A 25,601-nucleotide genomic window follows, 5' to 3' on the forward strand; every position below is an offset into this window, starting at 1 on the left:
GAGGGGCGGCGCAGTCAATTCAAACTAATATCTTCGCGGCGTGGACTCAGTGCTCGCCGGCTGGGCGCCCAACGCCCGGCTGCTTGCCGTCGTCCGAGTTTCGCGGTGCCGGCGCGGCCTCTGGCTCTTCCGCTGATACACCACCAGTCGGCCCGCTGTCACCCCAGCCTTTCGGCGGGCGGGGTACCCGACCTTCCATGATGTCGTCAATCTGGAAGCGATCGATGGTTTCGTACTTCATCAACGCATCTGCCATCAGGTCCAGCTTGTCACGGTTATCCACCAGCAGCTGCTTGGCCTTCTCGTAGCACTCATCAATGATGTTGCGAACTTCTTCATCGATGCGCTGAGCCGTCTCCGGCGAGTACACCGTCTGGCTTTGCCCGGCGGAACGACCAAGAAATGGCTCTTCGCTGTCGGTGTCGTACTGCAGCGGACCCAGCTTCTCGGACAAACCCCAGCGGGTGACCATATTACGGGCCAGACTGGTGGCACGCTCAATGTCGTTGGACGCTCCGGTAGTGACACCATCGAAGCCCAGGGTCAGTTCTTCCGCAATTCGGCCACCGAACAGGCTGCAAATGGAGCTGGTAAGAAACCGCTTACTGTGACTGTACTTGTCCTCTTCCGGCAGGAACATGGTCACGCCCAGAGCCCGTCCGCGGGGAATGATGCTGACCTTGTAGACCGGGTCGTGCTCCGGCGTCAGACGACCCACAATGGCGTGGCCGGACTCGTGATACGCGGTGTTCCGCTTTTCTTTCTCGCTCATCACCATGGACTTGCGCTCGGCGCCCATCATGATCTTGTCTTTGGCGAGCTCGAATTCTTCCATCGATACCAGGCGCTGGTTACGACGCGCCGCGAACAGGGCGGCCTCGTTCACCAGGTTGGCCAGGTCAGCGCCGGAGAAACCCGGGGTGCCGCGGGCAATCAGCGCCGGCTCAACACCATCCGAGAGCGGCACTTTCTTCATGTGCACCTTGAGAATCTGCTCGCGGCCGATGATGTCCGGCAGGCCAACCACGACCTGGCGGTCAAAACGACCGGGGCGCAGCAGCGCGGGGTCCAGAACATCCGGACGGTTGGTGGCGGCGATTACGATAACGCCCTCGTTACCCTCAAAGCCGTCCATCTCAACCAGCAACTGGTTCAGTGTCTGCTCGCGCTCGTCGTGACCGCCGCCCATGCCGGCGCCACGATGACGGCCAACCGCATCAATCTCGTCAATAAAGATGATGCAGGGGCTCTGTTTCTTGGCCTGCTCGAACATGTCGCGAACCCGGGATGCGCCAACGCCCACGAACATCTCCACGAAGTCTGAACCGGAGATCGAGAAAAACGGCACTTTGGCTTCGCCGGCAATGGCCTTGGCCAGCAACGTCTTACCGGTACCCGGCTGACCGACCATCAATACACCTTTGGGGATGCTGCCGCCGAGACGCTGGAACTTGCTCGGATCGCGCAGGAAATCCACCAGCTCCTTGACGTCTTCCTTGGCCTCATCAACACCCGCCACGTCGGCAAATGTCGTCTTGATCTGATCCTCGCTCATCAGCCGAGCCTTGCTCTTGCCGAACGACATGGGGCCTTTGCCACCGCCACCGCCCTGCATCTGTCGCATGAAAAACACGAACAGCGCGATGATGATCAGAATCGGGAAAGCAGCAACAAGCAACTGGGTCCAGAGGCTCTGGCGTTCTGGCTCTTTGCCGATCACTTCCACCTGGTTGGCGAGCAGATCGTCCATCAGCTTGTTGTCAGCAATCTGCGGGCGGATGGTCTGAAACTGCGACCCGTCGCCACGCGTGCCCTGAATTTGCAGGCCGTCGATGGTCACCTGACGGACCTGTCCGTCCTGCACCATCTCGACAAACTGCGAGTAGTTGAGCTGTTGACCGCTGGTGGTGGGAGAGAAATTCTGAAACACCATCAGCAGTACGGCGGCTATGATTAGCCAGAGAACCAAATTTTTTGCCATATCGTTCAAGGATCGTCACCTGTGAATTGAAAGGTTGACCGTGTTCAGGGAAACCTTTTCGAACACCTTACACCAATTGTACGCCCATCCACCAGAATCAGCCCATCCGTATCTACCGCCGGTCAGCACCAGCCAACGCTCTCCGTGCGCGATATCACCGATCTGGCTTGCCGGGACTGCTGTCTTAGGCAGTAACGCATTGGCCCTACCACTCATATTGGGCGCCCATACCGAAATTACAATGTCTTGCTGTCATTCTCTATTGCCGGAGGACACGCGCAAGCCACCCTGCCAAAGAACCCCTCGATACGTGGTATTGGCCATTTCTCCGCCGTGCCGATCTGTTACAATCCGCCGATTATACGATTGCAGCGGCCGCCGCGCCGCTGACGTTTTGTTAATTGCATCCATTAAGAGATTACATCATGAGCCTTTCACCGGAACAGCGACGGGAATACCGGGGCATTGCCCACAACCTGAAACCCGTCATCATTGTTGGCGACAAGGGGCTGTCGGAAGGACTTCAGGAAGAGCTGGAGCGTGCCCTCAACGACCACGAGCTGATCAAGGTCAAGGTTGCCAGCACCGACCGCGAGGTTCGCCAGGAAGCCATCACCGAGCTTTGCAAGGCGTCGGGGGCGGAACTGGTGCAGACCATCGGCAAAATTGCGGTGATCCTGCGTCGGGCGAAAAAACCCAATCCGAAGCTCTCCAACCTGCTGCGCAACAAGCAGTAAATCGACGGATTGCCCGGGCGGGGAACAAAAAAGCCGGCTGTGAACACCACAGCCGGCTTTTTTAATGCGCGGAGCGAACCCCGGCCCGAGTCACACGTACTCGACTTCCTCGATTTCATACTCCACCGTGCCGGACGGCACGCGGATGGCAACCACGTCGCCCTCACTCTTGCCGACCAGGGCACGAGCAATGGGTGAGGAAATGGACAGTTTGCCGGACTTGATGTCAGCCTCATCTTCACCAACGATCTGGTAAACCACCTGCTCATCGGTGTCCATGTTCAGCAAATGCACCGTGGTGCCGAAGATCACCTTGCCGGTGTTCTCAATCGTGGTGACGTCGATCACCTGCGCTGCCGACAGCTTGCCCTCGATCTCCTGGATGCGGCCCTCAATAAAGCTCTGCTGTTCACGCGCCGCGTGGTACTCAGCGTTCTCTTTCAGATCGCCATGCTCACGGGCGTCGGCAATGGCCGCAATCACCCGCGGACGATCCTCGGACTTGAGCTTCTGAAGTTCTGCGCGAAGACGGGATTCACCCAGCTTCGTCATGGGTACTCTGTCAGCCATAATCTTACTTTCCTGCGTGTAGATCCTGGAGGCGACGAACCGTGCGCTCCGGGCCGAATTTGATGGCCCGGCAGAAAGCTTCGCCACCTGCCAGCGTCGTTGTATAGGTCACTTTGGTCTGCAAGGCGGACTGGCGAATCTGCGCCGAGTCAGAAATGGCCTTGCGCCCTTCGGTGGTGTTGATAATCAGCTGAACCTGACCGTTCTTGATGGCATCCACAATGTGCGGACGACCTTCACGGACCTTGTTCACGCGCTCAACCTCAATGCCGGCTTCTTTCAGGGCCTTGGCGGTACCGGTGGTGGCAATCAGCTTGAACCCGGCATCCACCAGATCCTGCGCCACCCGGGCAGCGCCGGGCTTGTCCACATCACGCACCGACATGAACGCAGTACCCTTGCCAGGCAACCGCTCACCAATGGCCAACGCAGCCTTGGCAAAGGCTTCATCGAAGCTGTCGCCCAGCCCCATGACTTCACCGGTGGATTTCATTTCCGGGCCAAGGATCGGATCCACCGCCGGGAACTTGTTGAACGGGAACACCGACTCCTTCACTGCGTAGTAGGTCGGCACGATCTCTTTGGTGAAACCCTGCTCGGCGAGCGATTTGCCGGCCATGACCCGGGCAGCCACTTTCGCCAGCGACACGCCGATGGCCTTGGATACGAAGGGTACCGTACGGGACGCGCGCGGATTCACCTCGATCACGTAGATCTTGCCATCCTGCCACGCCAGCTGCACGTTCATCAGGCCAATTACATCAAGCTCGATGGCCATCTTGCGCACGGCTTCACGCATCTCGTCCTGCACGTCTTTCGACAGCGTGTAGGGCGGCAGCGAACAGGCAGAGTCACCGGAATGCACGCCGGCCTGCTCGATGTGCTGCATGATGCCGCCAATAACCACATCCTTGCCGTCGGAAATGGCGTCAATGTCCACCTCGATGGCGGCATTCAGGAAGTGGTCAAGCAGCACCGGGCTGTCGTTGGATACCAGCACGGCGTTGCGCATGTAGCGTACCAGCTCGGCTTCGTCGTAAACGATCTCCATGGCGCGGCCACCCAGCACGTAAGACGGGCGCACCACCAGTGGATAACCGATTTCCCGCGCCGCCAGAATGCCTTCCTCGTGACTGCGTACGGTGGCATTTTCCGGCTGCAGCAGCCCCAGGCGGGTGATCATCTGCTGGAAACGCTCGCGGTCCTCGGCGCGGTCGATCGCGTCCGGGCTGGTACCGATGATCGGTACGCCCGCCGCTTCCAGACCCCGGGCCAGCTTCAGGGGCGTCTGGCCTCCGTACTGGACAATCACACCCTTGGGCTTTTCGACGCTGATGATTTCCAGCACGTCTTCCAGCGTGATTGGCTCGAAGTAAAGGCGATCGGAGGTGTCGTAGTCGGTGGACACGGTCTCCGGGTTGCAGTTGATCATGATGGTTTCGTAGCCGTCCTCACGCATGGCCAGGGCAGCGTGAACACAGCAGTAATCAAACTCGATACCCTGACCGATGCGGTTGGGACCGCCACCAATCACCACGATCTTATCGCGGTCAGAGACGTCGGCCTCGCACTCTTCTTCATAGGTGGAGTACATATACGCGGTGTCAGAAGCGAATTCCGCAGCGCAGGTGTCCACCCGTTTGTAAACTGGACGGATGCCCAGATCGTGACGCAGCTTGCGCAGGCTGACCTCGGAAATGCCCAGCAACTTGGCCAGGCGGCCGTCCGAGAAGCCCTTGCGCTTGAGGCGGAACAGGGCATCGCGGTCGATATCGGCCTTGCCGGCCGACTTCAGGGCCTGCTCCTCACGGATCAGGTCCTCGATCTGCACCAGGTACCAGGGGTCAACGTGGGTATTGTTGAAGACCTCCTCGACGGTCATACCGGCACGGAAGGCGTCACCGATGTACCACAGGCGCTCGGCCCCGGGCACATTGAGCTCCTGGGTCAGGGTTTCCTGGCCGTCGGTGGTATCCAGCTCCACCTTCTCCTCGAAGCCTTCGGAACCCACTTCCAGGCCACGCATGGCTTTCTGCAGGGATTCCTGGAAAGTACGGCCAATGGCCATGACCTCACCCACGGATTTCATCTGGGTGGTCAGACGGGCATCGGCCTGGGGGAACTTCTCGAAGGTGAAACGCGGAATCTTGGTAACCACGTAATCGATGCTGGGCTCGAACGACGCTGGGGTGACCCCGCCGGTAATTTCGTTGCGCAGCTCGTCGAGGGTATAGCCCACCGCCAGCTTGGCCGCGACCTTGGCGATCGGGAAGCCGGTGGCCTTGGAAGCCAGGGCCGAGGAACGGGACACCCGCGGGTTCATCTCGATCACTACCATACGGCCGGTATCCGGATTGATACCGAACTGCACGTTGGAACCGCCGGTTTCCACCCCGATTTCACGCAGAACCGCCAGCGAGGCATTCCGCATGATCTGGTATTCCTTGTCGGTCAGGGTCTGGGCCGGCGCCACGGTGATGGAGTCACCGGTGTGCACGCCCATGGCGTCGAAGTTCTCGATGGCGCAGACGATGATGCAGTTGTCATTGCGGTCGCGGACAACCTCCATCTCATATTCTTTCCAGCCGATCAGGGACTCGTCGATCAGCAACTCGTTGGTCGGTGACAGGTCGAGACCGCGGGTACAGATCTCCTCGAACTCGTCGCGATTGTAGGCGATACCGCCACCGGAACCACCCATGGTGAACGAGGGCCGGATGATGCACGGGAAGCCGATATCGTCGGACGCGGCCCAGGCTTCCGCCATGGTGTGCACGATGGTCGCACGCGGGCATTCCAGACCGATCTTTCTCATGGCCTTGTCGAAGCGGTCCCGGTCCTCGGCCTTGTCGATGGTGTCGGCGTTGGCACCGATCATTTCCACGCCGTGCTTTTCCAGTACGCCGTGCTTTTCAAGATCCAGCGCGCAGTTCAGCGCGGTCTGGCCGCCCATAGTGGGCAGCAGTGCGTCGGGCTGCTCTTTCTCAATGATTTTTTCGACGGTTTTCCAGGTGATCGGCTCGATGTAGGTGGCGTCGGCCATCACCGGGTCGGTCATGATGGTTGCCGGGTTGGAGTTAACCAGGATGACCCGGTAACCCTCTTCCCTCAGGGCCTTGCAGGCCTGGGCTCCGGAGTAGTCAAACTCGCACGCCTGACCGATCACGATGGGGCCGGCGCCCAGGATCAGAATGCTTTTAATGTCGGTACGTTTTGGCATCTCTAGGTAAACCTGTCAGCAACTTTTAAATTCTTGCATCGCAATGTGCGGCGCCTGTATGGCTCTTGGACCCTTCCGCGGGCCTAGCGGGCTTCCATCAACCGAATGAACTGGTCAAACAACGGTGCCACATCGTGCGGGCCCGGGCTGGCTTCAGGGTGCCCCTGGAAACTGAACGCCGGCTTGTCGGTACGGCGAATGCCTTGCAGCGAACCATCGAACAGGGACTTATGGGTCGCCTGCAGATTGTCCGGCAGGCTGGCTTCGTCCACGGCAAACCCGTGATTCTGACTGGTAATCATCACCGTGCCATCGGCGAGATCCTGTACCGGGTGGTTGGCTCCGTGATGGCCATGACCCATTTTTACCGTTTTGGCACCGCTGGCCAGCGCCAGCAACTGGTGCCCCAGACAGATACCGAACACCGGAATGTCGGTTTCCAGCACTTCACGGATGGCGGTGATGGCGTAATCGCAGGGCTCCGGATCGCCCGGGCCGTTGGACAGGAACACACCGTCGGGATTCATCGCCAGCACCTCGGCGGCCGGCGTCTGTGCCGGTACCACCGTGATGTCGCAGCCGCGGGCCGCCAGCATGCGCAGGATGTTGAGCTTGACGCCGTAGTCCCACGCCACCACTTTGAACCGAGCCTCGCTGCGCTCACCGTACCCTTCGCCCAGGGTCCACTCGCTCTGACTCCAGCCCCAGGCCTTGTCGGAACTGACTTCTTTCGCCAGATCCATGCCCTTCAGGCCCGGGAAGGCGTTCGCCAATTCCAGCGCCCGCTCGGCGGTGGCGCCCTCGCCTGCCACCACGGCACCGTTCTGGGAACCTTTGTCACGGAGGATGCGCGTCAGGCGACGGGTGTCGATGTCTGCAATGCCCACGATGTTGTTGCTGCGCAGGTACTCGTCAAGGGTGCCGGTGCTGCGCCAGTTACTCGCAATCAGCGGCAGGTCGCGAATGATCAGGCCCGCAGCCTGGACACGATCCGATTCCACATCCTCCTCGTTCACACCGGTGTTGCCAATGTGCGGGTAGGTCAGGGTGACAATCTGGCGGGAATAGGACGGATCGGTCAGGATTTCCTGGTAACCGGTCATGGCGGTGTTGAACACCACTTCGCCGCTGGTCTCTCCCTCAGCGCCAATGGCGGTGCCGTAAAACAGGCTTCCGTCTGCGAGTGCAAGGATTGCAGGTGTGCTCAAGGCTTGTATCCTCATCGAGTGGCGTAGAAGTTCGTCACGAACAGGAACGCAAGCGCAAATTCAGGTTGCAAAAAAGCGAGACAGAGTCGTAACCCGGTCCCGCTTTTTTTTGAAACTTTTTCAAAACTACGCTTGGTGCAGTTAAACCGTCTTATTGTAAAAACATTGGCGCTTTATGTCCACGAGTAGCACAGCTTATTTCAAGTCCAGAACGTCCTGCATGTCGTAGAGCCCGGCCGACTTGCCCTGCAGCCACAGTGCAGCCCGCATCGCGCCCTTGGCGAAGGTCATACGACTGCTGGCCTTGTGAGTCACCTCTATGCGCTCGCCCTCAGTGGCAAACAGTACGGTATGATCACCCACAACATCTCCGGCGCGAATGGTTTCGAAGCCGATTTCCTGGCGGGTGCGCTCCCCGGTGAAACCTTCGCGACCGTAGACAGCGCAGGCCTTCAGATCGCGACCAAGGGCGTCGGCCACCACTTCGCCCATGCGCAGCGCTGTGCCGGAGGGCGCGTCCTTCTTGTGGCGGTGATGGGCCTCGATGATTTCCACATCGTAGTCATCCCCCAGCGCTGCTGCTGCCGTGCGTAGCAGGTTCAGCACCACGTTCACCCCGACACTCATGTTGGGCGCAAACACCACCGGGGTGGATTCCGCGGCGACCGCCAGCTGCGCCTTCTCAGCATCGGTCATGCCGGTGGTACCGATAACGATCATCTTGCCGTTGGCCTTGCAGAACTCGGCATTCTCCAGGGTCAGATCCGGGAAAGTGAAATCGACGAGCACGTCGAAATCGTCCTTCACCTCGGCCAGACTGCCGGCCATGGCAACACCGGTTTTGCCTAGGCCGGTCATTTCGCCGGCGTCAGCGCCGATCAATGAACTTCCGGGCTCAACAACCGCCGCGCCCAGCTCGAGACCCTCGGTGCCGTCAACGGCTTCAATCAGCACTTTACCCATGCGCCCGGCGGCGCCGATGATTGCTACCCTCATGGTCTCCGTCCTCAGAATTTCATTTCGTCAAAGAAGCTTTTCACACCCTCAAACCAGGAGGTTTTTTTCGGGGCATGGTGCGTGCCGTTGGTGCCATCCAGGGTTTCCTGGAACTCTTCCAACAGCTCTTTCTGCCGCTTGGTCAGGCTCACCGGAGTCTCCACCATCACCCGGCACAACAGATCCCCGGCGGGACCACCACGCACCGGGCTGACACCCTTGTTGCGCAGGCGGAACAGTTTACCGGTTTGCGTTTCAGGGGGAATCTTCAGTTTGACCCGGCCGTCCAGCGTCGGCACCTCCAGCTCCCCACCGAGAGCCGCATCGACAATGCTGATGGGCACTTCACAGTAAAGGTTACGGCCATCACGGCTGAACAGCGAATGCTCACGAACCGCGACCTGCACGTAGAGGTCGCCGGGCGGCCCACCGTCCATACCCATTTCACCCTCACCGGACAGGCGAATACGATCACCAGTGTCCACGCCGGGCGGCACCTTGACGGACAGAGTCTTTTCTTCCTGAACCCGGCCCTGGCCATGACAGACCTTACACGGATTCTTGATCACCTGACCAGAACCCCGGCAGGTCGGGCACGCCTGCTGAACCGTAAAGAAACCCTGCTGCATCCGCACCTGCCCCATACCTTTACAGGTACCGCAGGTTTCCGGACGTGAGCCCTTTTCAGCGCCACTGCCTTCGCAGGTATCGCACTCCTTGTGTCCCGGTATGCGAATCTGGACGGTTTTGCCTTTGACCGCCTCTTCCAGGTCCAGCTCGAGGGTGTATCGCAGGTCCGCGCCGCGGGTGTTGCGACCACGACCACCGCCACCACCGAAGATGTCACCGAACACATCACCAAAGATATCGGAGAAGCTGCCGCCCCCGCCGCCGCCAAAGCCGCCGCCGGCCTGGCCGTCCACACCGGCATGACCGAACTGGTCGTAGGCCGCCCGCTTGGACTGATCCGCCAGGATCTCGTAGGCTTCACTCGCCTCCTTGAACTTGTTCTCGGCGTCGGCGTCGTCCGGGTTACGGTCGGGGTGATACTTCATTGCAAGCTTGCGGTACGCCCGCTTGATTTCCTTCTCGTCCGCATCCCGGGACAACCCGAGAGTCTCGTAATAATCGCGCTTGGCCATGCTATTAAAACCCTGTTTTTAAAACGCGGAAAACGCGAGACTCATCCCGCGTTTTCCAACTGCCTGATGTACGTCAGAATTTACCGCTTTTCGTCGTCTTTGACTTCCTCGAACTCGGCGTCAACGGCGTCGTCAGAAGACTGGGCACTGGCACCCTCGCCCTCTCCGGCCGGCTGCGCCTGGTCCGCCTGATCTGCGTACATCTTCTGAGCCAGCTCGGAAGACACCTCAGTCAGCTTCTGGGTCTTGGCTTCAATGTCGTCCTTGTCTGAACCGGCAAGCGCTTCTTCCAGCTCTTTCACCGAGGCTTCGATAGAATCCTTCTCACTCTCGCTCACCTTGTCGCCGGCGTCTTTCAGAGTCTTGCGTACGGCGTGCACCATGGCGTCGCCCTGGTTGCGAACCTGCACCAGCTCTTCGAACTTGCGGTCTTCCTCGGCGTTGGCCTCGGCGTCCCGCACCATCCTATCGATCTCGTCATCGTTGAGACCGGAGGAGGCCTTGATCACGATGGACTGCTCCTTGCCGGTCGCCTTGTCTTTCGCGGACACGTTCAGGATGCCGTTGGCGTCGATATCGAAGGTGACTTCGATCTGCGGAACACCACGGGCAGCCGGCGGAATGTCGGCCAGATCAAAACGGCCCAGCGACTTGTTCTGTGCCGCCTGCTTGCGCTCACCCTGCACCACGTGGATGGTGACCGCCGTCTGGTTGTCATCCGCGGTCGAGAAGGTCTGCGACTTCTTGGTCGGGATGGTGGTGTTCTTGTCGATCAGCGGAGTTGCCACGCCACCCATGGTCTCGATACCCAGGGTCAGCGGGGTTACATCGAGCAGCAGCACGTCTTTCACGTCACCAGACAGAACCGCCGCCTGGATGGCAGCACCCATGGCTACGGCTTCGTCCGGGTTGACATCTTTACGGGCTTCTTTGCCGAAGAACTCTTTGACCTTCTCCTGCACCAGCGGCATACGGGTCTGACCGCCCACCAGGATAACCTCGTCGATCTCGGAGGCCTTCATTCCGGCATCCTGCAGCGCCACTTTGCAGGGCTCGAGGCTGCGCTGAACCAACTCTTCAACCAGCGACTCCAGCTTGGCGCGGGTCAGCTTCACGTTCATGTGCTTGGGACCGGACGCATCCGCCGTGATGTACGGCAGATTGACGTCGGTCTGCTGGCTGCTGGACAGCTCGATCTTGGCCTTTTCGCCAGCTTCCTTCAGACGCTGCATTGCCAGGCTGTCGCCACGCAGATCGATACCGCTGTCTTTCTTGAACTGGTCGGCCAGGAATTCGATGATTTTCAGGTCGAAGTCTTCGCCACCCAGGAAGGTGTCACCGTTGGTAGCCAGCACTTCAAACTGGTGCTCGCCGTCGACGTCGGCAATTTCAATGATGGACAGGTCAAAAGTACCACCACCGAGGTCATAAACCGCAACCGTGCGGTCGCCGCTCTTCCTGTCCAGACCATAGGCCAGTGCCGCAGCCGTCGGCTCATTGATGATGCGCTTGACGTCGAGACCGGCGATCTTGCCAGCGTCCTTGGTGGCCTGACGCTGGCTGTCGTTAAAGTAGGCCGGTACGGTAATGACTGCCTCGGTCACTTTCTCGCCCAGGTAGTCCTCTGCGGTCTTCTTCATCTTCTTGAGAATTTCTGCAGACACCTGCGGCGGCGCCATTTTCTCACCCTTTACTTCTACCCAGGCGTCACCGTTGTCGGCCTTAGCGATCTTGTAAGGCACCATCTTGATGTCTTTCTGGACCACATCGTCCTCAAAACGACGGCCAATCAGACGCTTGATGGCGTACAGGGTGTTGTGCGGGTTGGTCACCGCCTGACGCTTGGCAGACTGACCTACCAGGGTTTCGCCATCGTCGGTGTAGGCGACGATGGACGGGGTGGTGCGATCACCCTCGGCGTTTTCAATAACTTTTACCTTGTCGCCATCCATAATGGCTACGCAGGAGTTGGTGGTTCCCAGGTCAATACCGATAATCTTGCTCATTGAGTCACTCCAATTCGTTTGTTCAATCCGATGGCGGCATCGCTGTCGCGATGCCTGACATGCAATCTAGCGCTGTCCTTTTACTGCCTATATTGGCGCCTTAATAAACTTTTCAAGCCTGTTCGTCGATTTTTGGTGCGTTGCTGGCCTGAGCCACAACCACCATGGCAGGACGAACAAGGCGCTCATTCAGCGTGTAACCCTTCTGAACAACCGCCACCACGCTGTTGGGCTCCGCATCCGGCGCCGGCACCATGGACATGGCCTCGTGGAGCTGCGGATCAAAGGGTTCGCCAACAGGATTCAACTGGGCAACGTTGAACTTCTTGAGGCTGTTCATGAACAGACTCAGGGTCATCTCCACCCCTTCACGGATGGAGGCAACCAGTTCGCCGGCAGACTCGTGACCCTCGGTGCTCTCGACCGCTTTCTCAAGACTGTCAGCGACCGGCAGCAGCTCTTTCACGAACTTTTCAAGAGCAAACTTGTGGGCTTTCTCTACGTCCATCTCCGCGCGGCGACGAACGTTTTGCATCTCCGCCTGAGCCCGCAGCATCTGCTCCTGGAATTCCTGCACCTGTGCCTGCAGGGCTTCGGTCTCGGAAAGCTCGCCGGCCTGCGCTTCGTCGGCCGCCTCCGCCGCTTCACTTTCAGCGGCGGCCTTCAGCTCTTCCTCTACCTGCGCATTGCGATTGTCGTCAGCACTCATGGCTACTCCTGGTCGTTCATCCGCGGCCGCCGCAGCGACCGGTTCAACATGTCACCCGCCCCAGAGGGGACGGATCAAATAGGGTTGCGAACGGATATGGGGCCCGTTACGCCGGTTTCAACCTTGCAGAGTACATTTATGCGCAATTTCACCCCTGCGCATTTGCAAACCAGAAGAACCCTGTATATATTCACAGTCACTGTATGTACGCACAGTATTTTTCAGAGCGGAGGTCACCTGCATGCTCACACAGCTCACCGTTTCCAATTACGCCATTGCTGAAAGAGTCGAACTCCAGTTCAGCAAGGGTATGACCGCCCTGACCGGAGAGACCGGTGCAGGCAAGTCCATTGTGCTGGATGCGCTCAGCCTCGCCATGGGCGGACGGGCCGACGCCGGCGCCGTTCGCCATGGCGCAAAGCGGGCAGACATCACCGCCTCCTTTGATGTATCGCGGATTACCGAGGCACGGTTGTGGCTGGAACAACATGAGCTGGATGACGACCATGACTGCATCCTGCGCCGGGTGATCAGCAAGGACGGCCGCTCACGGGCATACATCAATGGCCAACCCTGCCCACTGGCAGACCTGAAAGATCTTGGCAGCCGGCTGATGGACATTCACAGCCAGCACCAGCACCAGTCGCTGCTCCACAAGGACACCCACCGCAAACTTCTGGACGAATACGCCGGGGTGGAAACGCTGGCCAGTGACACCCGCGAAGCCTGGAAAATCTGGAGCAAAACCCGCCAGCGCCTGACCGAGCGCCAGCAAAATGCCGACGAAGCCGAGGCCCGCCTGCAGCTGCTGCGTTACCAGGTAGAGGAACTGGACCGCTTGGCCCTGGAAAGTGGCGAGCAGGAAAACCTTGAGCAGGAACAAGCCCGGCTCAGCCACGCTGACACGGTGCTCCTCAACAGTCAGCAGGCAGCACTGCTGTGCACCGAGGAAGACAACAGCGCCGCGGATCTTGTCCGCCAGGCTCTGCAGCAACTGGAAAACCTGCCCACCGAAGTGCCGGCGCTGGCTGACACCATCCAGATGCTTAATGACGCGCAGATCCAGATCAGCGAAGCCGGCGACAACCTGCGCCGTTTCGTCGAAGATTACGAGGCCGACCCGGCGCGCCTGGCGGAGGTGGAGGAGCGCCTGAGCGCCATCTACCAGATGGCGCGCAAACACCGGATTACACCGGAAGAGCTGCCGGAATTTCACCAGCGCCTGAGCGCTGAACTAGCATCACTGGATGACGGCGAAGGCAGCGTTGAGCAACTGGAAGCGGAGCTGCAAAGCCAGCGCACGCACTTCGACGAACTCGCAACCCGCCTGTCCGAGGCCCGCCAAGAGGCCGCTGCGGAACTGGATCAGCGAATTGCCGACGAGCTGGCACAGCTGAGCATGCCGGCAGTGCAGTTTGTCACCCACCTGAACCGGAATGGTGCCAACGAGCCTTCGCCCTGCGGACTGGAAGACGTGGAGTTTCTGGTCAGCGCCAACCCCGGACAGCCGGCGCGGCCGCTGGCAAAAGTGGCATCGGGTGGCGAGCTGTCGCGAATCAGCCTGGCGATCCAGGTAGTGGTGGCGCAGACATCCACCACCCCGACCCTGGTGTTTGATGAGGTGGACGTGGGCATCGGCGGTGGCACTGCAGAGGTAGTCGGCAAGCTACTGAGGACTCTGGGCGACGACGGTCAGGTCCTGTGTGTCACGCATCTGCCGCAGGTGGCGGCCCAGTGTCACCAGCACCTGTTCGTCAGCAAATTCACCGAACAGGATGCGACCTTCTCGAAAATTGAAACGCTGGATGATCACGGGCGGATCAGCGAAGTGGCCAGAATGCTGGGGGGCGTCGACATGACCGAACACACCATTGCCCACGCCCGGGAAATGTTTACCAAAGGCCAGGCAACCCATCACTGAGAAACGAGCACATTCCCCTCTCGATTGCGAGAGTTGTTGGGGCGGGTTAATACCCGCCCCTTTTTTTGCGTTGACCTCCGCACACAGCACCGGCCAGTGCAGTAATGCTTACTTCTTAATGGGTTTGACGTACAGAATCAGGCTGTGGTCGACAATCTCGAAGCCATGCTCTCTGGCGATTTTCTGCTGACGCTGTTCGATCACCTCATCCACAAATTCCACCACCTCACCGGTCTGAGTGCAGACCATGTGATCGTGATGGTCGTCGCCAGCCATTTCGAACACCGCATGGCCGCCCTCGAAGTTGTGGCGAAGCACCAGGCCTGCTGCCTCAAACTGGGTCAACACCCGGTAAACGGTTGCCAGCCCCACGTCATCGCCCTGCTCCAGAAGCTTCTTGTAGACATCCTCGGCACTGAGGTGATGTTCCTCGGAGTTCTCGAGAATGTTGAAGATCTTGACTCTCGGCAGAGTAACCTTGAGACCGACTTTTCGTAATTCGGCGTTTTCAGATGACATGTTACTATTCACTCGTTGGTGTGCCCCACGGCTTCGGGTATGATGAAGCCGCATTTTGACGGTAATACCGTGTCACACCTGCCTTTGGCAGGCGATTTCAAGATAGAGGATTTCCCCCGGCGATGCAAAAGCTCACAGCTCTCATTCTCACTCTCATCATGACTGGCTGTGCCTTCCCCGGCGTTTATAAAATTAACGTCCAGCAAGGCAACATCCTGACCGACGAAGAGCTGACATCCCTGTCCGAAGGCATGTCCCGCAGCCAGGTACACTCGGTACTGGGAAGCCCGCTGATGCTTAACCCCGTGGACCCCTCACGGGAATACTTCATTTACACGTTCCAGCGGCGAGGCGGCGATATCGAGGAACAACGGGTAATCGTCTATTATGACAACGACCTGTTCTCCCACTACGAAGCCCAACTGCTGGAGGAGACCCCGGCCTACTGAAGCCGGTTTCAATCCTTCTTCTTCGCCCGGTTCAACCGGGCCTGCTTGGGATCAATCTTCAGGGGCCGGTAGAGTTCCACCCGATCACCGTCGCGTAACTCGTGACTGGCCGGCGCCTTGATGACCTTCCCAAAGATACCCATATCGTTACTGTCCGGATCAATTTCCGGGAACACATCAACAATGCCCGAACGCTTCACCGCCTCCAGCGCGGTGGTTCCCTCCGGCACCTGCAAACCGATAATTTCTTGCTTGTCCGGACGGGCGAATGCCACCTCGACCTGAATCATTGCGCACCTCCGGTGTACACCTCATCCGCACGGCGACAAAACGCATCCACCATGGTATTGGCCGCCTGACTGAATACCGGACCGAAAGTCATGCGGGAGAGCGACCCGGAAAATTCGAATTCGAGGGTAAGAATCACCTTGCAGGCGTGGTCGTCGAGGGATTTAAAGTGCCAGCGACCGCTGAGGTTGCGGAACGGACCATCCACCAGACTCATTTCGATGGTATCGGGAAGCAGGATCTGGTTGCGGGTGGTCAGACGTTGGCGGATACCGCCCTTCGCGACGTCCAGCGACGCAGTAATCTGCTCGTTATCCTGATCATGAATCTCGGCGCCCGCGCACCAGGGTAAAAACTCGGGGTAACGGGCAATGTCGTTGACCAGATGAAACATGCGCTCGGCGGAGTGCATGACCAGGGCCGATTTGTCGATCTGATGAGGCATTGGAAGCGGGTGTCCTGCTGACAATCTCACTGAAATAGGGTGAAAGCGGACACACTCGGAGCCCGCCGATTTCAGACGCTATGATAAAGGATATCGCCCTGCTTTGGGGCTTTTTCCGGCGCCGGTTCCGGTTTCGCATCCTCCTCATGCCGGGCGGGCTGCGGCTTACCCTCCTTCACTGCGGGCGTCGGCGTCACCCCATGATCAGCAGACGGCGCCGGCTCGACCTCCTCGGGCTGGAGGACGCCCGGATCGGCGACCACCGGATCCACCTGACGACACCAGCGAACTTCTTCCTGATTGTTGTCACACAGGTTGTCGAGCGAGAACAGGGTGTAGGAAATGCCGATGTACGCCACCACCACCGGCAGCACCAACCGCATCACCCAATACCAGATACGGCCGAACAACCTGGGCGTGTTGCCAATGATCGTGAAAGACAACGAACGGGTCAGACACCAACCGGTGAACAACGCGATGAGAATGGCCACCAGCGGAATCAGCAGCCCGCCGGTGATCAGCTCCAGCCAGCGGAACAGGGTGCCCCCGGCCAGACGGATGTCTGACCACATATTGAACGACAACAGGGTGATCAGGCCGGCCAGCCACACCAGCACCCCCATGATGAAGACCGACCAACCGCGGGGAGCACCGGTCCACTCCCGGAACCATCCCACCACCGGTTCCAGCAGGGCCAGAGCAGAGGTCCACACCACTAGCACCACCAACAGGAACGCTGCAGCGATGATGAACTGGCTCCCGGGCAGCGGCGCCAACGCCACCGGTAACGACACGAACAACAGGCTGAAGCCGCGCTCGCCGTCAAAACTGCCGTCCGTGGTGGCGGTAGCAAAAATCAGCACACCGGCCAGAATGGCGACCAGTGTGTCCATTAACACAACCGCCAGCACCGAACGCTTCAGGCGCACCCCGGCAGGCGTGTAGGCACCAAAAATGGCCCACACCCCCATGCCCAGCCCGAGTGTAAAGAAAGCATGGAATAACGCCGCCTTGACGCTGCCTGCCCCCACGTCCGCAGGCCGGAACTGCAGAATGGCCGAGATCGCGCCACCAAGACGGTCGTGCCACGCCGCCAGTGCAAACAGGCCGAGGAGCAGAATCAGCGAGGCCGGCACCAATGCGCGGAATACCCGCTCCAGCCCCTGCACCACGCCCTGAATGGAAACCCAGATCACCAGCACCAGAAAAAACAGGTGCCACCCCATGAACACCTTGTAGTCCCGGGTGTCGGACACCAGACCGGACAAAACTGCCGTGGCCTCTGCCTGACCCGCGTTGGCGAAGACCCCGAACGCACCATAGAACACATAAGCCAGCGCAATGGAGCCGAACACCGCGGTGTAAGACAGCACCAGGAACGCAGCAATCACGCTCAGACGCCCGGCAAACATCCACCATCGGGAACACCGCGCGCTGCGAATGTAACCGTCCATCGCCAGCACGATGCCGTGCCGCGAGTGCCGCCCGATCGCCGCCTCGGTGACCATCAGAGGCAAGGTGACAAGCAGCAGGCAAGCGACGTACAACAAGATGAACAGACCACCGCCGTGCTGCCCCGCCAGGTAGGGAAACTGCCACAGATTGGCAAGACCCACCGTTGCACCAACGGCGGCCCAGAAGAAGGTCGACTTGCGGGTCCAGGACCCGATCGGGGTTTCATAGGGTGCAGGCATTCATCGTTCCCGAAAAGCTGAGCCTCGCATTGTAGCGGATACGCCACGGTTGCTACGACCACCGAAGAGGCCCCTCGCGCTGAATTCGTGACCGGTCTGGCACTCCTGGGCTACAATGCGCGTTTTACCGGGGCGCGTGTCGCCCGGCAAATTCCTTATCCGACGCCGGATTACCGATTCATGAGCAAGAAAAAACCCGCACCTCAGAGCAGTACTATCGCGCTGAACAAAAAGGCAAAACACGAATATCACATTGAGGAGCGCTACGAAGCGGGCATGGCCCTGCTGGGCTGGGAAGTCAAATCGTTGCGTGCCGGCAAGGCGCAGCTGACCGACGCCTACGTGCTGCTCAAGGATGGGGAAGCCTGGTTGCTGGGCGCAAACTTCACCCCGCTGATTGCAGCGTCCACCCACGTGATTGCCGACCCGACCCGCACCCGCAAACTGCTGCTGCACGCCAAGGAAATCTCCAAGATCGTCGGCAAAGTGGGTCAGGACGGCTACACCTGCATCCCGCTGGCCCTGTACTGGAAACAGAACAAGGTGAAATGTGAAATTGCTCTGGTGAAAGGCAAGAAGCTGTTCGACAAGCGCGCCACCGAAAAAGAACGCGACTGGAACCGTCAGAAGCAGCGTATTCTGCGCGAAGCCAACGTTTGATTCCGATCCCGGATGCGACATCCGGTTATGTCGCATCCGCATTCTCTTCCCCCCCTGTTCTGATCGGCCTATACTTTCTGGTCTCACCGCCGACAGGCCACCCGGATCCCAGACACAGAGATCGCTGGATAGCTGGATAGCTGGATAGCTGGATAGCCGGAAAAAAAGGGTGCGCACGTTGTCCGTTCGGCAAAAGGATTGCACGTAGAACGGAGGCCCCATGTCACAAAGCAAGACTCCCATGTCAGCCGTGGATCGTTCCTGGTTGCGCATGGACAGCCCCACCAACCCGATGATGATTTCCGCAGTGCTGGTGTTCGATCAGCCCATCGCCATCAACCGCCTGAAACGCACCCTTAACGAACGTTTCCTATGTTTTCAGCGATTTCGTCAGCGCGTGATTCATGAGGGCGAGCGCGTGTACTGGCAGGATGACCCGCTGTTCGATATCGACAACCACATTCACCGCATCGCCCTACCCGGCAACGCAGGCAAGGATGAGCTACAGGCGCTGACCAGCGACCTTAACAGCACCTCCCTCGATTTACGCCGGCCGCTCTGGCAGATTCACTACATCGACAATTACGGCGGTGGCTGCGCCCTGCTGATCCGCATTCACCATTGCATCGCCGATGGCATTTCCCTGGTGCGGGTGTTGCTGTCACTGACCGACAAAACTCCGGAAGCCAAACTCAGCCGGCTGTCGATACCGCCGATGTTACCAACGGTCACCCCCGGCAGCAGCCTCAGGCGCTTCACCAACCGGGTACTGGATAGCGGGCAAGCCGCCCTGGAACAGAGCCAGTTGTTTATCCAGTCACTGCGCCAGGAGCCGGACTACCCTCTCAAGCTGGCCACCACAGCCGGCAACATCGCCATGGATCTGGTCAAACTGGGGCTGGCACCTTTCGAGCCGCGCACCGGATTGCGCTCACCACTGTGCGGTCGCAAACAGGTCGCGTGGGCGGAACCGCTCAGTCTGGCAGAGGTAAAACTCTGCGGCCGTGCCTTGCGGGGCAGCGTCAACGACGTGCTGCTGTGCGCCGCCACCGGTGCCTTACAAAGGCACTTCCGGGAGACCGGCGAACACATTCCGGATTGCGGCATCCGCGTAGCGGTGCCCTTCAATCTGCGACCGCTGCGCCAGCCCATCGAAACCCTGGGCAACCAGTTCGGGCTGGTGCTGGTGTCCCTGCCAGTGGAGGTTAATGACCCGGTGATGCGTTTCCGCCAGGTACAGGAGAACATGAATCGTCTCAAGCGCTCCTATCAGGCCCAGGTCACTTACAGTCTGCTGGACCTGTTCGGCCGCGGCCCGGATATACTGGAGCGGCGCGCGCTGGCGCTTCTCAGCAACAAGGCCTCCGCCGTGCTTACCAACGTGCCTGGCCCGAAGGAAGCCGTCTATCTGGCTGGCGCCAAACTGGTTCAACCCATGTTCTGGGTGCCGCAAAGCGGCAGCATCGGTATCGGTATGAGCATCTTCAGCTACGCCGGCACGGTGCAATTCGGGATCACCATCGACCGCAATATCAACGCCGATCCCGATGCCGTCATGGGATATTTCCGCGACAGCTTCGCCGAACTCAAGGACATCGCACTGCAACGAACCGAACACCGGGCCGCCGTGTGAAATAAAACTTCACCAATCCGCCCTTGAAGTTGCCGGAGCGGCCCACATATACTGTCGGTAAGGGGACGACATGGCTTCGACGCTGGTGGCGAACCCTTGGGTGCATGTCGAGATGGCAGCCAATCTCGTTAATCCAAAGCTGCAACGCAATAGTCGCAAACGACGAAAACTACGCACTAGCAGCGTAAGCTGCTAGTCGTCCTGACTGGGTCGCCCGTAGCCCAGAGCTACATCTCAGGACGTCATCGCTTACGGGATGCTCCGTTATCCAGAGTTCACTGGCTAGCGGCTAAGATTCAAAGAACTCGGTTCTTGCACCCTGGCTCTCGGGTCGCTTGAACTTAAATCAATAGAGAGACGCTAAACATGTAGATCTCAAGGCATAGTGCTGGCGGACGCGGGTTCAATTCCCGCCGTCTCCACCAACCAAAACGAAAAAAGCCCCTGATTTCAGGGGCTTTTTTTTGTCTTTATCTCATCATAACGCCGACCCGCCCGTAGTTCTCATTAGCAGCACAACTGTTCACCCTGTTATCCGCAGTTAACACCATCGTGTCTAAAAACTTTACATATTTCTCGGGAAAGCCGAATGGGAGTTTTGCAAGCAACTCATAAATAGGGAAAAACAAATTATGGAGCGACTTATGCACATCTGTTCGGTAACTGAAACATTTTCTGCGGGAGCGCCCAGAGAGCGACAGTAACGAAGCCCACAGTGGCATCAACATTCACTGCGACACCCATTCTGGCACTTATGCGATAAGCATTATGGGCTTCTGTTTCGGGACCCGGGATCTCTCCGGGTGAACAGTGGACGGCATTCCTGGCCAGGTATCGCGTAGCTTTGCTTGGCCCGAACGCTTCCCGCCATGGGCGGGCCTCGGCATGTTGGTGTTCTGATGAACTTAAAATCAATCGTTTTTGGTTTCTGTCTGCTCCCCACACTATCGATCTCAGCTGGTGAACCCCCGCCAACCCGATTCGACTCCAGCAACGACAACTACATTCTATCGGCTGACCTGGAGTTAGTTGGGGGAGTTTTCATTAACGACCATCTTGAACAAGGCACTGCGGGGCGCGAGAATCAGATCAAGATGACCCGCGCCTTGCTCGGCCTTGGCCTCCAGAAAAGCAGCTGGCAATCCCGCCTCGAACTTGTCGGCATTGGCGATGAGGTATACCAGGATCCCGATGACAGGGCCTACCAGGACATCTATCGCAATCTCGGCACCGATATTTACTATTACGGCGATTTCCCGGTCCGCGAAGTTTGGGTCGGTCAGGATCTGCGCTGGGTATTTTGGCGTGCAGGAAGGGTCATCAACCTGATAGGGGAGCCCCCGGGTGGTCGGTTTGACACTGCGGGTGAGTCGCCAAACGCCGTGCTTCTGGCCACGGGCCTCTTCAACGGCGTACAGGCCGGGGTGCGACTGAAGGATGAGCGGATCAACCTTTCAATAGGGATATTGGGCGGCAATGACCACCCAAGACTCGGTGCCAACAACTATCTTGACGGCAAATTAGACGTCAATGAGAAGGGGAATAATACCCCCGCGTTTGAGGTGTACACATCGTTCCAAGCTCTTGATAATCTCCGCCCCTACGCAGGTTACTTGTCCAACAAAACCGGATCAGCACCGGGGTCCTTCGAATCCGGGAAGCATAACGACATGCGCCTGGTTTATGGTGTTGATTACCAACCCTACCGGAGTAACCGAGTGGCGGTAGATATCGGGGCACAAGGCTTTCAGTTCACACGTGGGCTGACAGAAGCGGGCAGTCAGGGCGAGGCGACACCGTTAGAATCCTACGATATCGAACAGAATGGCTGGTTTGCCACCGTGAACCTGTCATTTCCCGGCGCGGGGATCTCTATTCGCTACACCCGTGAGGAAATGGATCGGATGGATCCAATCGCCTGGCGTGACATCGCAAACTTTGATACGGATCATCCGGTCAACGACGCTCGCGAGACCCGAGACATCCTATCGGTCGAGAAAGCCTTCAAGTCCGGATTTTCTTTGCGTGGATTCTATCGCCAGGATGATGTTCCGTATCTAACCGGGGGCGACGAGGAGCTGGAGGACCGAGCGGGCCTCGTATTCAGCTACTACGTTACTCTGTAGTATCAGGCGCCCCCCTCTGGCGCTGTTTTCCGGCGAACAGAGATGGTAATTTCTCGCGATGCGCAACGGTAACGACCCCACCACCATGACCCAGCTTCTCGACCGCATTCGCGATTCAAGCGAGGGCTTGGAGCAGGTATCTGTGCGCGACATCCTGGAGGCCGTCGGGGAGCGGTCGTTCGGGCCGGTGGTGTTGTTGGCGGGGTTGATCACGCTGGCGCCGCTGGTCGGGGACATTCCCGGCGTGCCCACGCTGCTGGGACTGGTGGTGTTGCTGACGCTGGGGCAGCTTTTGTTCCGGCGGCACACCATCTGGCTACCAGACTGGATAGCGGGGCGTCAGGTGCCCCGGGCGAAACTGGTCAAAGGGGCAGACTGGCTGCGTAAACCGGCGCGGTTCCTGGACCGGGTCACCAAACCCCGGCTGACGCTGCTGGTCAACGGCCCCGGGCTCTATGTCATGGCGCTGCTGTGCATGCTGGTCGCGGCGGCCATGCCGGCGATGGAGGTGGTGCCGTTCAGTGCCAACGGTGGTGGTGCCGCCTTGATGGCATTCGGGCTGGCGATTGTAGCCCGTGACGGTCTGGTGGCACTGCTGGCCACCACGTTTACCGGGCTGACCTTCTGGGTCATTCTCAACAATCTGGCGTTCTGATCACTCCGAGGGGCCCGACTACCCGGGCTCACGGCTCTGCTGAAGATTGCGAAAGAACTGTTCCGAACGCGCGCGGATGTCCTCCAGCGTGGCCGCCCACGCTTCCCGGTGTTGCTCGAACGTGTCACCGCTGAGTTCGGCAAACCGCTGGCCGGTCTGCGCCAGGGTACGCGAGGCTTCAGCCAGTGTTTGCAGGGTGGGTTCGGCCAGGTTTTCTCCGCTGGTTTCCAGGTCTTTTGCGGCCTGCTCCAGCGTCCTGCGATCGCTCTGCGGTGCCTGCCGATTCTCTTCAAGCGCACGGTTCATCGACTGCTCGAGCTCTGCCATGGCACCCTGCAGCATCCTGCCAAATTCGTTGACGGTCTCCTCCGTGCGGCGTGACATGTCCGTCGAGTACGCTTCCAACTCCCGCGCCATCTCGTTCAGGCGCTGTTGCATGTCATCGGAAGACGAGGTGAAACTGGCGGTAATGCGGTCGCTGATCTCGCTGAGCTGGCCCATCAGGTTGCTTAGTGGGGACGGGTTCATAATGGCGTCGCCGGTGCGACCGTAATCCACCAGCCATTGACCGTTGCGTTCCACCAGATAGGTAATCACTTCCCGACGCTCGTTGATACCGCCGTTTTCCGTCGGCAAGCGGGTCACGATCGTGGCGTCGGCGTTGTCGATCACCACCCGCCCGAACGACGGCACCACATCGGCCCAGTCACGTTCGAAACGGTCAAATTCTTTGGCATCGATCAGCGTGGAATAATCAACCACATCACTGACATCGTTATCAGCCATGGCCTGCCAGAAGGCGGCGGCCACGTCTTGCGGGGTATTGGGTTTACTGCAGGCGGCCACCATCACCGCCACCGACAACCAGACACACACTTTCAAGATACAACGCAGCATCCAACCCTTCCTCTGAAAACTGATCGGGCTGTTGATCATACACCGCTTACAGGTTGCAGGTCAGCTCAGCCAGTTCCTCGTCAAACACCCGCCGGTTCTCGCTATAATCCACCGGTACGTCCACCAGGTGCACGCCGCCGGCGCCGAGGGCAGCTTCCAGTGTGGGCCTGAGATCCTCGGTGCGGGCCACGCGGTGCCCGTTGGCGCCGTAGGATTCGGCGTACTTCACGAAGTCCGGGTTGCGGTAATCCAGACCATAATCCGCAAAGCCTTCCTGAGACTGCTTCCACTTGATCATGCCATAGGCGTTGTCGTTGATGATCAGCACCACGAGGTTCAGACCCAGGCGCACCGCGGTTTCCAGCTCCTGGCTATTCATCATGAAGCCGCCGTCGCCACAGATCGCCATCACCTTCTGGCGGGGATACAGCATGGCCGCCATCATGGCGCTGGGCAGGCCGGCGCCCATGGAGGCCAGCGCGTTATCCAGCAGTACGGTGTTGTTGTCATAGGCGGGATAGTTGCGGGCAAACCAGAGTTTATACATGCCGTTATCAAGGGCAATGATGCCGTCTTCCGGTATCACCTGGCGTACGTCATGGACGATGCGCTGCGGGATCACCGGGAACCGCGGATCCTCACGCCGGGCGGCCAGGTGCTCATCGACCGCGGCTTTCACCTCCATGAAGCGACTGAAGTCGTGATTGCCGCAGGGTCCGCAATGTTCGGCCAGGTATTCCACGCTGTTGGCAATGTCGCCCACCACCTCATGCTGGGGGAAATAGACCGGGTCCACGTCGGCGCCGCTGAAATTGACGTGAATAACCTGCTTGCCACCGGGAGTCATGAAGAACGGCGGTTTCTCGACCACGTCGTGGCCAACATTGATCACCAGATCGGCGTGATCAATGGCACAATGCACGAAGTCTCCGGCCGACAGGGCTGCGTTGCCCAGGTATCGGGGATGACGCTCGTCTACCACGCCCTTGCCCATCTGGGTGGTAAAGAAAGGAATGTTGCTGCTGTTGACCAGCTGTATCAGTGCCTGGGATACCCGCTTACGGTTGGCGCCGGCGCCAATCATGATCAGCGGGTGCCGGGCACTGCGGATCATCTCACAGGCTTTCTCCAGGCTCTTGGTGCTGGCCGTCGGCCGGCGGGCATCGCTGGGTTCGAAAATATGGGTGTCCGGCGCCGTCATTTCCGAGGCAATGTCTTCCGGCAGTTCGAGATGAACCGCCCCCGGGCGCTCCTCTGACGCCAGCCGGAAAGCCTCCCGCACTTTCGCGGGCACGGTGTTGGCGTTGCTGATCTGGCGTGTGTACTTGGTCAGCGGACGCATCAGGTCCACCATATCCAGAATCTGGAACAAACCCTGTTTCGAGGATTTGATGGGCTTCTGCCCCGAGATCATCATCATCGGCATGGCGCCGAGCTGGGCGTAAGCGGCGGCAGTCACCAGATTCGTCGCGCCCGGACCCAGAGTAGACAGGCACACCCCCACACGCCCGGTCAGACGGCCGTAGGTAGCCGCCATAAAGCCAGCAGCCTGTTCATGGCGGTTCAGCACCAGGGTGATGCTGGACTCCCTGAGAGCTTCAAGGAAGGCGAGATTCTCCTCGCCCGGTACCGCGAAGATGGTTTGAACCCCTTCATTTTCCAAGGCACGCACGAAGATTTCGGCACCGTTCAGGTGCCTGATGCCAGTGCCGGTCATACCTTCTCCTGATCTGTGTTCCTGTTCC

Annotated in this window: 21 protein-coding genes and 1 other RNA gene; 8 read left to right on the forward strand and 14 right to left on the reverse strand. The window is 59.1% G+C overall.

Going from position 1 to position 25,601, the window contains the following annotated elements; translation table 11 throughout:
* Positions 1-46: 46 nt before the first annotated feature.
* A complete protein-coding gene (ftsH, locus tag MLC70_RS02085; RefSeq protein WP_248181351.1) occupies positions 47-1,990 on the reverse strand; it encodes an ATP-dependent zinc metalloprotease FtsH in 1,944 nt (647 codons plus the stop codon).
* Positions 1,991-2,406: 416 nt separating this feature from the next.
* On the opposite strand from ftsH, the gene yhbY reads away from it, so the two are divergent.
* On the forward strand, positions 2,407-2,718 hold the full coding sequence (gene yhbY, locus MLC70_RS02090; protein WP_248181352.1) for a ribosome assembly RNA-binding protein YhbY: 312 nt from the start codon (positions 2,407-2,409) through the stop codon (positions 2,716-2,718).
* Between the two features lie 90 nt (positions 2,719-2,808).
* Here yhbY and greA read toward each other — a convergent pair whose 3' ends face one another.
* The 7 genes from greA to grpE form a co-directional block, all read right to left on the reverse strand.
* Positions 2,809-3,288 (reverse strand): transcription elongation factor GreA, encoded by a 480-nt coding sequence (gene greA, locus MLC70_RS02095; RefSeq protein ID WP_282448249.1) that lies wholly within the window; start codon positions 3,286-3,288, stop codon positions 2,809-2,811.
* A gap of 4 nt (positions 3,289-3,292) precedes the next feature.
* Positions 3,293-6,508: a carbamoyl-phosphate synthase large subunit gene (gene carB, locus MLC70_RS02100; protein ID WP_248181353.1), complete on the reverse strand. Its 3,216-nt coding sequence runs from the start codon at positions 6,506-6,508 to the stop codon at positions 3,293-3,295.
* A gap of 83 nt (positions 6,509-6,591) precedes the next feature.
* Positions 6,592-7,716, reverse strand: a complete 1,125-nt coding sequence (carA, locus tag MLC70_RS02105; RefSeq protein WP_248181355.1) for a glutamine-hydrolyzing carbamoyl-phosphate synthase small subunit — start codon at positions 7,714-7,716, stop codon at positions 6,592-6,594.
* A gap of 195 nt (positions 7,717-7,911) precedes the next feature.
* Positions 7,912-8,712, reverse strand: coding sequence for a 4-hydroxy-tetrahydrodipicolinate reductase (gene dapB, locus MLC70_RS02110; RefSeq protein WP_248181356.1), 801 nt, complete (start codon positions 8,710-8,712; stop codon positions 7,912-7,914).
* 11 nt (positions 8,713-8,723) lie between these two features.
* Positions 8,724-9,854 carry a molecular chaperone DnaJ gene (gene dnaJ / locus MLC70_RS02115; RefSeq protein WP_248181357.1) on the reverse strand — a complete coding sequence of 377 codons (1,131 nt, stop codon included), beginning with the start codon at positions 9,852-9,854 and terminating at the stop codon, positions 8,724-8,726.
* Positions 9,855-9,934: 80 nt separating this feature from the next.
* Positions 9,935-11,860, reverse strand: coding sequence for a molecular chaperone DnaK (gene dnaK / locus MLC70_RS02120; RefSeq protein WP_248181359.1), 1,926 nt, complete (start codon positions 11,858-11,860; stop codon positions 9,935-9,937).
* Positions 11,861-11,972: 112 nt separating this feature from the next.
* A complete protein-coding gene (grpE, locus tag MLC70_RS02125; protein ID WP_248181360.1) occupies positions 11,973-12,569 on the reverse strand; it encodes a nucleotide exchange factor GrpE in 597 nt (198 codons plus the stop codon).
* 241 nt (positions 12,570-12,810) lie between these two features.
* Between grpE and recN the strand changes: the two genes are divergently transcribed.
* Entirely contained in the window at positions 12,811-14,490 is a 1,680-nt protein-coding gene (gene recN / locus MLC70_RS02130; RefSeq protein ID WP_248181361.1) for a DNA repair protein RecN, read from the forward strand.
* Between the two features lie 108 nt (positions 14,491-14,598).
* Here the strand turns inward: recN and fur are convergent, their stop codons facing one another.
* Positions 14,599-15,009 (reverse strand): ferric iron uptake transcriptional regulator, encoded by a 411-nt coding sequence (gene fur, locus MLC70_RS02135; protein ID WP_248181363.1) that lies wholly within the window; start codon positions 15,007-15,009, stop codon positions 14,599-14,601.
* A gap of 122 nt (positions 15,010-15,131) precedes the next feature.
* Here fur and MLC70_RS02140 point away from each other — a divergent pair, with 122 nt between their 5' ends.
* Positions 15,132-15,458: an outer membrane protein assembly factor BamE gene (locus MLC70_RS02140; RefSeq protein ID WP_248181365.1), complete on the forward strand. Its 327-nt coding sequence runs from the start codon at positions 15,132-15,134 to the stop codon at positions 15,456-15,458.
* Positions 15,459-15,466: 8 nt separating this feature from the next.
* On the opposite strand, the gene MLC70_RS02145 is transcribed toward MLC70_RS02140, so the two are convergent.
* The 3 genes from MLC70_RS02145 to MLC70_RS02155 form a co-directional block, all read right to left on the reverse strand.
* Positions 15,467-15,748 carry an RnfH family protein gene (locus tag MLC70_RS02145; protein WP_248181367.1) on the reverse strand — a complete coding sequence of 94 codons (282 nt, stop codon included), beginning with the start codon at positions 15,746-15,748 and terminating at the stop codon, positions 15,467-15,469.
* Positions 15,745-16,191: a type II toxin-antitoxin system RatA family toxin gene (locus tag MLC70_RS02150; protein ID WP_248181370.1), complete on the reverse strand. Its 447-nt coding sequence runs from the start codon at positions 16,189-16,191 to the stop codon at positions 15,745-15,747. Before MLC70_RS02150 ends, MLC70_RS02145 begins: the two co-directional genes overlap by 4 nt.
* A 71-nt stretch (positions 16,192-16,262) precedes the next feature.
* Positions 16,263-17,885, reverse strand: coding sequence for a sodium-dependent transporter (locus tag MLC70_RS02155; protein ID WP_248181372.1), 1,623 nt, complete (start codon positions 17,883-17,885; stop codon positions 16,263-16,265).
* A 180-nt stretch (positions 17,886-18,065) separates the two neighbouring features.
* Here MLC70_RS02155 and smpB point away from each other — a divergent pair, with 180 nt between their 5' ends.
* The 5 genes from smpB to MLC70_RS02180 all read left to right on the forward strand — a co-directional run bounded on the left by smpB (position 18,066) and on the right by MLC70_RS02180 (position 22,959).
* Positions 18,066-18,545 (forward strand): SsrA-binding protein SmpB, encoded by a 480-nt coding sequence (gene smpB, locus MLC70_RS02160; RefSeq protein WP_248181374.1) that lies wholly within the window; start codon positions 18,066-18,068, stop codon positions 18,543-18,545.
* Between the two features lie 220 nt (positions 18,546-18,765).
* Positions 18,766-20,178: a wax ester/triacylglycerol synthase family O-acyltransferase gene (locus MLC70_RS02165; protein WP_248181376.1), complete on the forward strand. Its 1,413-nt coding sequence runs from the start codon at positions 18,766-18,768 to the stop codon at positions 20,176-20,178.
* Positions 20,179-20,239: 61 nt separating this feature from the next.
* Positions 20,240-20,603: a transfer-messenger RNA gene (gene ssrA / locus MLC70_RS02170) on the forward strand.
* A gap of 474 nt (positions 20,604-21,077) precedes the next feature.
* Positions 21,078-22,304 (forward strand): hypothetical protein, encoded by a 1,227-nt coding sequence (locus MLC70_RS02175; RefSeq protein ID WP_248181377.1) that lies wholly within the window; start codon positions 21,078-21,080, stop codon positions 22,302-22,304.
* A 58-nt stretch (positions 22,305-22,362) separates the two neighbouring features.
* Entirely contained in the window at positions 22,363-22,959 is a 597-nt protein-coding gene (locus MLC70_RS02180; RefSeq protein WP_248181378.1) for an exopolysaccharide biosynthesis protein, read from the forward strand.
* Between the two features lie 18 nt (positions 22,960-22,977).
* On the opposite strand, the gene MLC70_RS02185 is transcribed toward MLC70_RS02180, so the two are convergent.
* Together MLC70_RS02185 and MLC70_RS02190 are read right to left on the reverse strand one after the other, a co-directional pair.
* Complete coding sequence (locus tag MLC70_RS02185; RefSeq protein WP_248181379.1) at positions 22,978-23,856, reverse strand: hypothetical protein; 879 nt, start codon at positions 23,854-23,856, stop codon at positions 22,978-22,980.
* Positions 23,857-23,902: 46 nt separating this feature from the next.
* A complete protein-coding gene (locus tag MLC70_RS02190) occupies positions 23,903-25,573 on the reverse strand; it encodes an acetolactate synthase large subunit (RefSeq protein WP_248181380.1) in 1,671 nt (556 codons plus the stop codon).
* Positions 25,574-25,601: the final 28 nt, after the last annotated feature.

The sequence above is a fragment of the Marinobacter goseongensis genome, assembly GCF_023156235.1.
GTDB classification, from domain to species: Bacteria; Pseudomonadota; Gammaproteobacteria; order Pseudomonadales; family Oleiphilaceae; genus Marinobacter; species Marinobacter goseongensis.

Excerpts from the sequence above, each read along its gene's own strand:
- dnaK (WP_248181359.1), bottom strand. The coding sequence starts at position 11,860 with ATGAGCAAGATTATCGGTATTGACCTGGGAACCACCAACTCCTGCGTA.
- dnaJ (WP_248181357.1), bottom strand. The coding sequence starts at position 9,854 with ATGGCCAAGCGCGATTATTACGAGACTCTCGGGTTGTCCCGGGATGCG.
- MLC70_RS02185 (WP_248181379.1), bottom strand. The coding sequence starts at position 23,856 with ATGCTGCGTTGTATCTTGAAAGTGTGTGTCTGGTTGTCGGTGGCGGTG.
- carB (WP_248181353.1), bottom strand. The coding sequence starts at position 6,508 with ATGCCAAAACGTACCGACATTAAAAGCATTCTGATCCTGGGCGCCGGC.
- smpB (WP_248181374.1), top strand. The coding sequence starts at position 18,066 with ATGAGCAAGAAAAAACCCGCACCTCAGAGCAGTACTATCGCGCTGAAC.
- MLC70_RS02140 (WP_248181365.1), top strand. The coding sequence starts at position 15,132 with ATGCAAAAGCTCACAGCTCTCATTCTCACTCTCATCATGACTGGCTGT.
- MLC70_RS02190 (WP_248181380.1), bottom strand. The coding sequence starts at position 25,573 with ATGACCGGCACTGGCATCAGGCACCTGAACGGTGCCGAAATCTTCGTG.
- MLC70_RS02175 (WP_248181377.1), top strand. The coding sequence starts at position 21,078 with ATGAACTTAAAATCAATCGTTTTTGGTTTCTGTCTGCTCCCCACACTA.
- fur (WP_248181363.1), bottom strand. The coding sequence starts at position 15,009 with ATGTCATCTGAAAACGCCGAATTACGAAAAGTCGGTCTCAAGGTTACT.
- greA (WP_282448249.1), bottom strand. The coding sequence starts at position 3,288 with ATGGCTGACAGAGTACCCATGACGAAGCTGGGTGAATCCCGTCTTCGC.
- dapB (WP_248181356.1), bottom strand. The coding sequence starts at position 8,712 with ATGAGGGTAGCAATCATCGGCGCCGCCGGGCGCATGGGTAAAGTGCTG.
- yhbY (WP_248181352.1), top strand. The coding sequence starts at position 2,407 with ATGAGCCTTTCACCGGAACAGCGACGGGAATACCGGGGCATTGCCCAC.
- MLC70_RS02165 (WP_248181376.1), top strand. The coding sequence starts at position 18,766 with ATGTCACAAAGCAAGACTCCCATGTCAGCCGTGGATCGTTCCTGGTTG.
- MLC70_RS02180 (WP_248181378.1), top strand. The coding sequence starts at position 22,363 with ATGCGCAACGGTAACGACCCCACCACCATGACCCAGCTTCTCGACCGC.
- grpE (WP_248181360.1), bottom strand. The coding sequence starts at position 12,569 with ATGAGTGCTGACGACAATCGCAATGCGCAGGTAGAGGAAGAGCTGAAG.
- MLC70_RS02155 (WP_248181372.1), bottom strand. The coding sequence starts at position 17,885 with ATGCCTGCACCCTATGAAACCCCGATCGGGTCCTGGACCCGCAAGTCG.
- MLC70_RS02150 (WP_248181370.1), bottom strand. The coding sequence starts at position 16,191 with ATGCCTCATCAGATCGACAAATCGGCCCTGGTCATGCACTCCGCCGAG.
- MLC70_RS02145 (WP_248181367.1), bottom strand. The coding sequence starts at position 15,748 with ATGATTCAGGTCGAGGTGGCATTCGCCCGTCCGGACAAGCAAGAAATT.
- recN (WP_248181361.1), top strand. The coding sequence starts at position 12,811 with ATGCTCACACAGCTCACCGTTTCCAATTACGCCATTGCTGAAAGAGTC.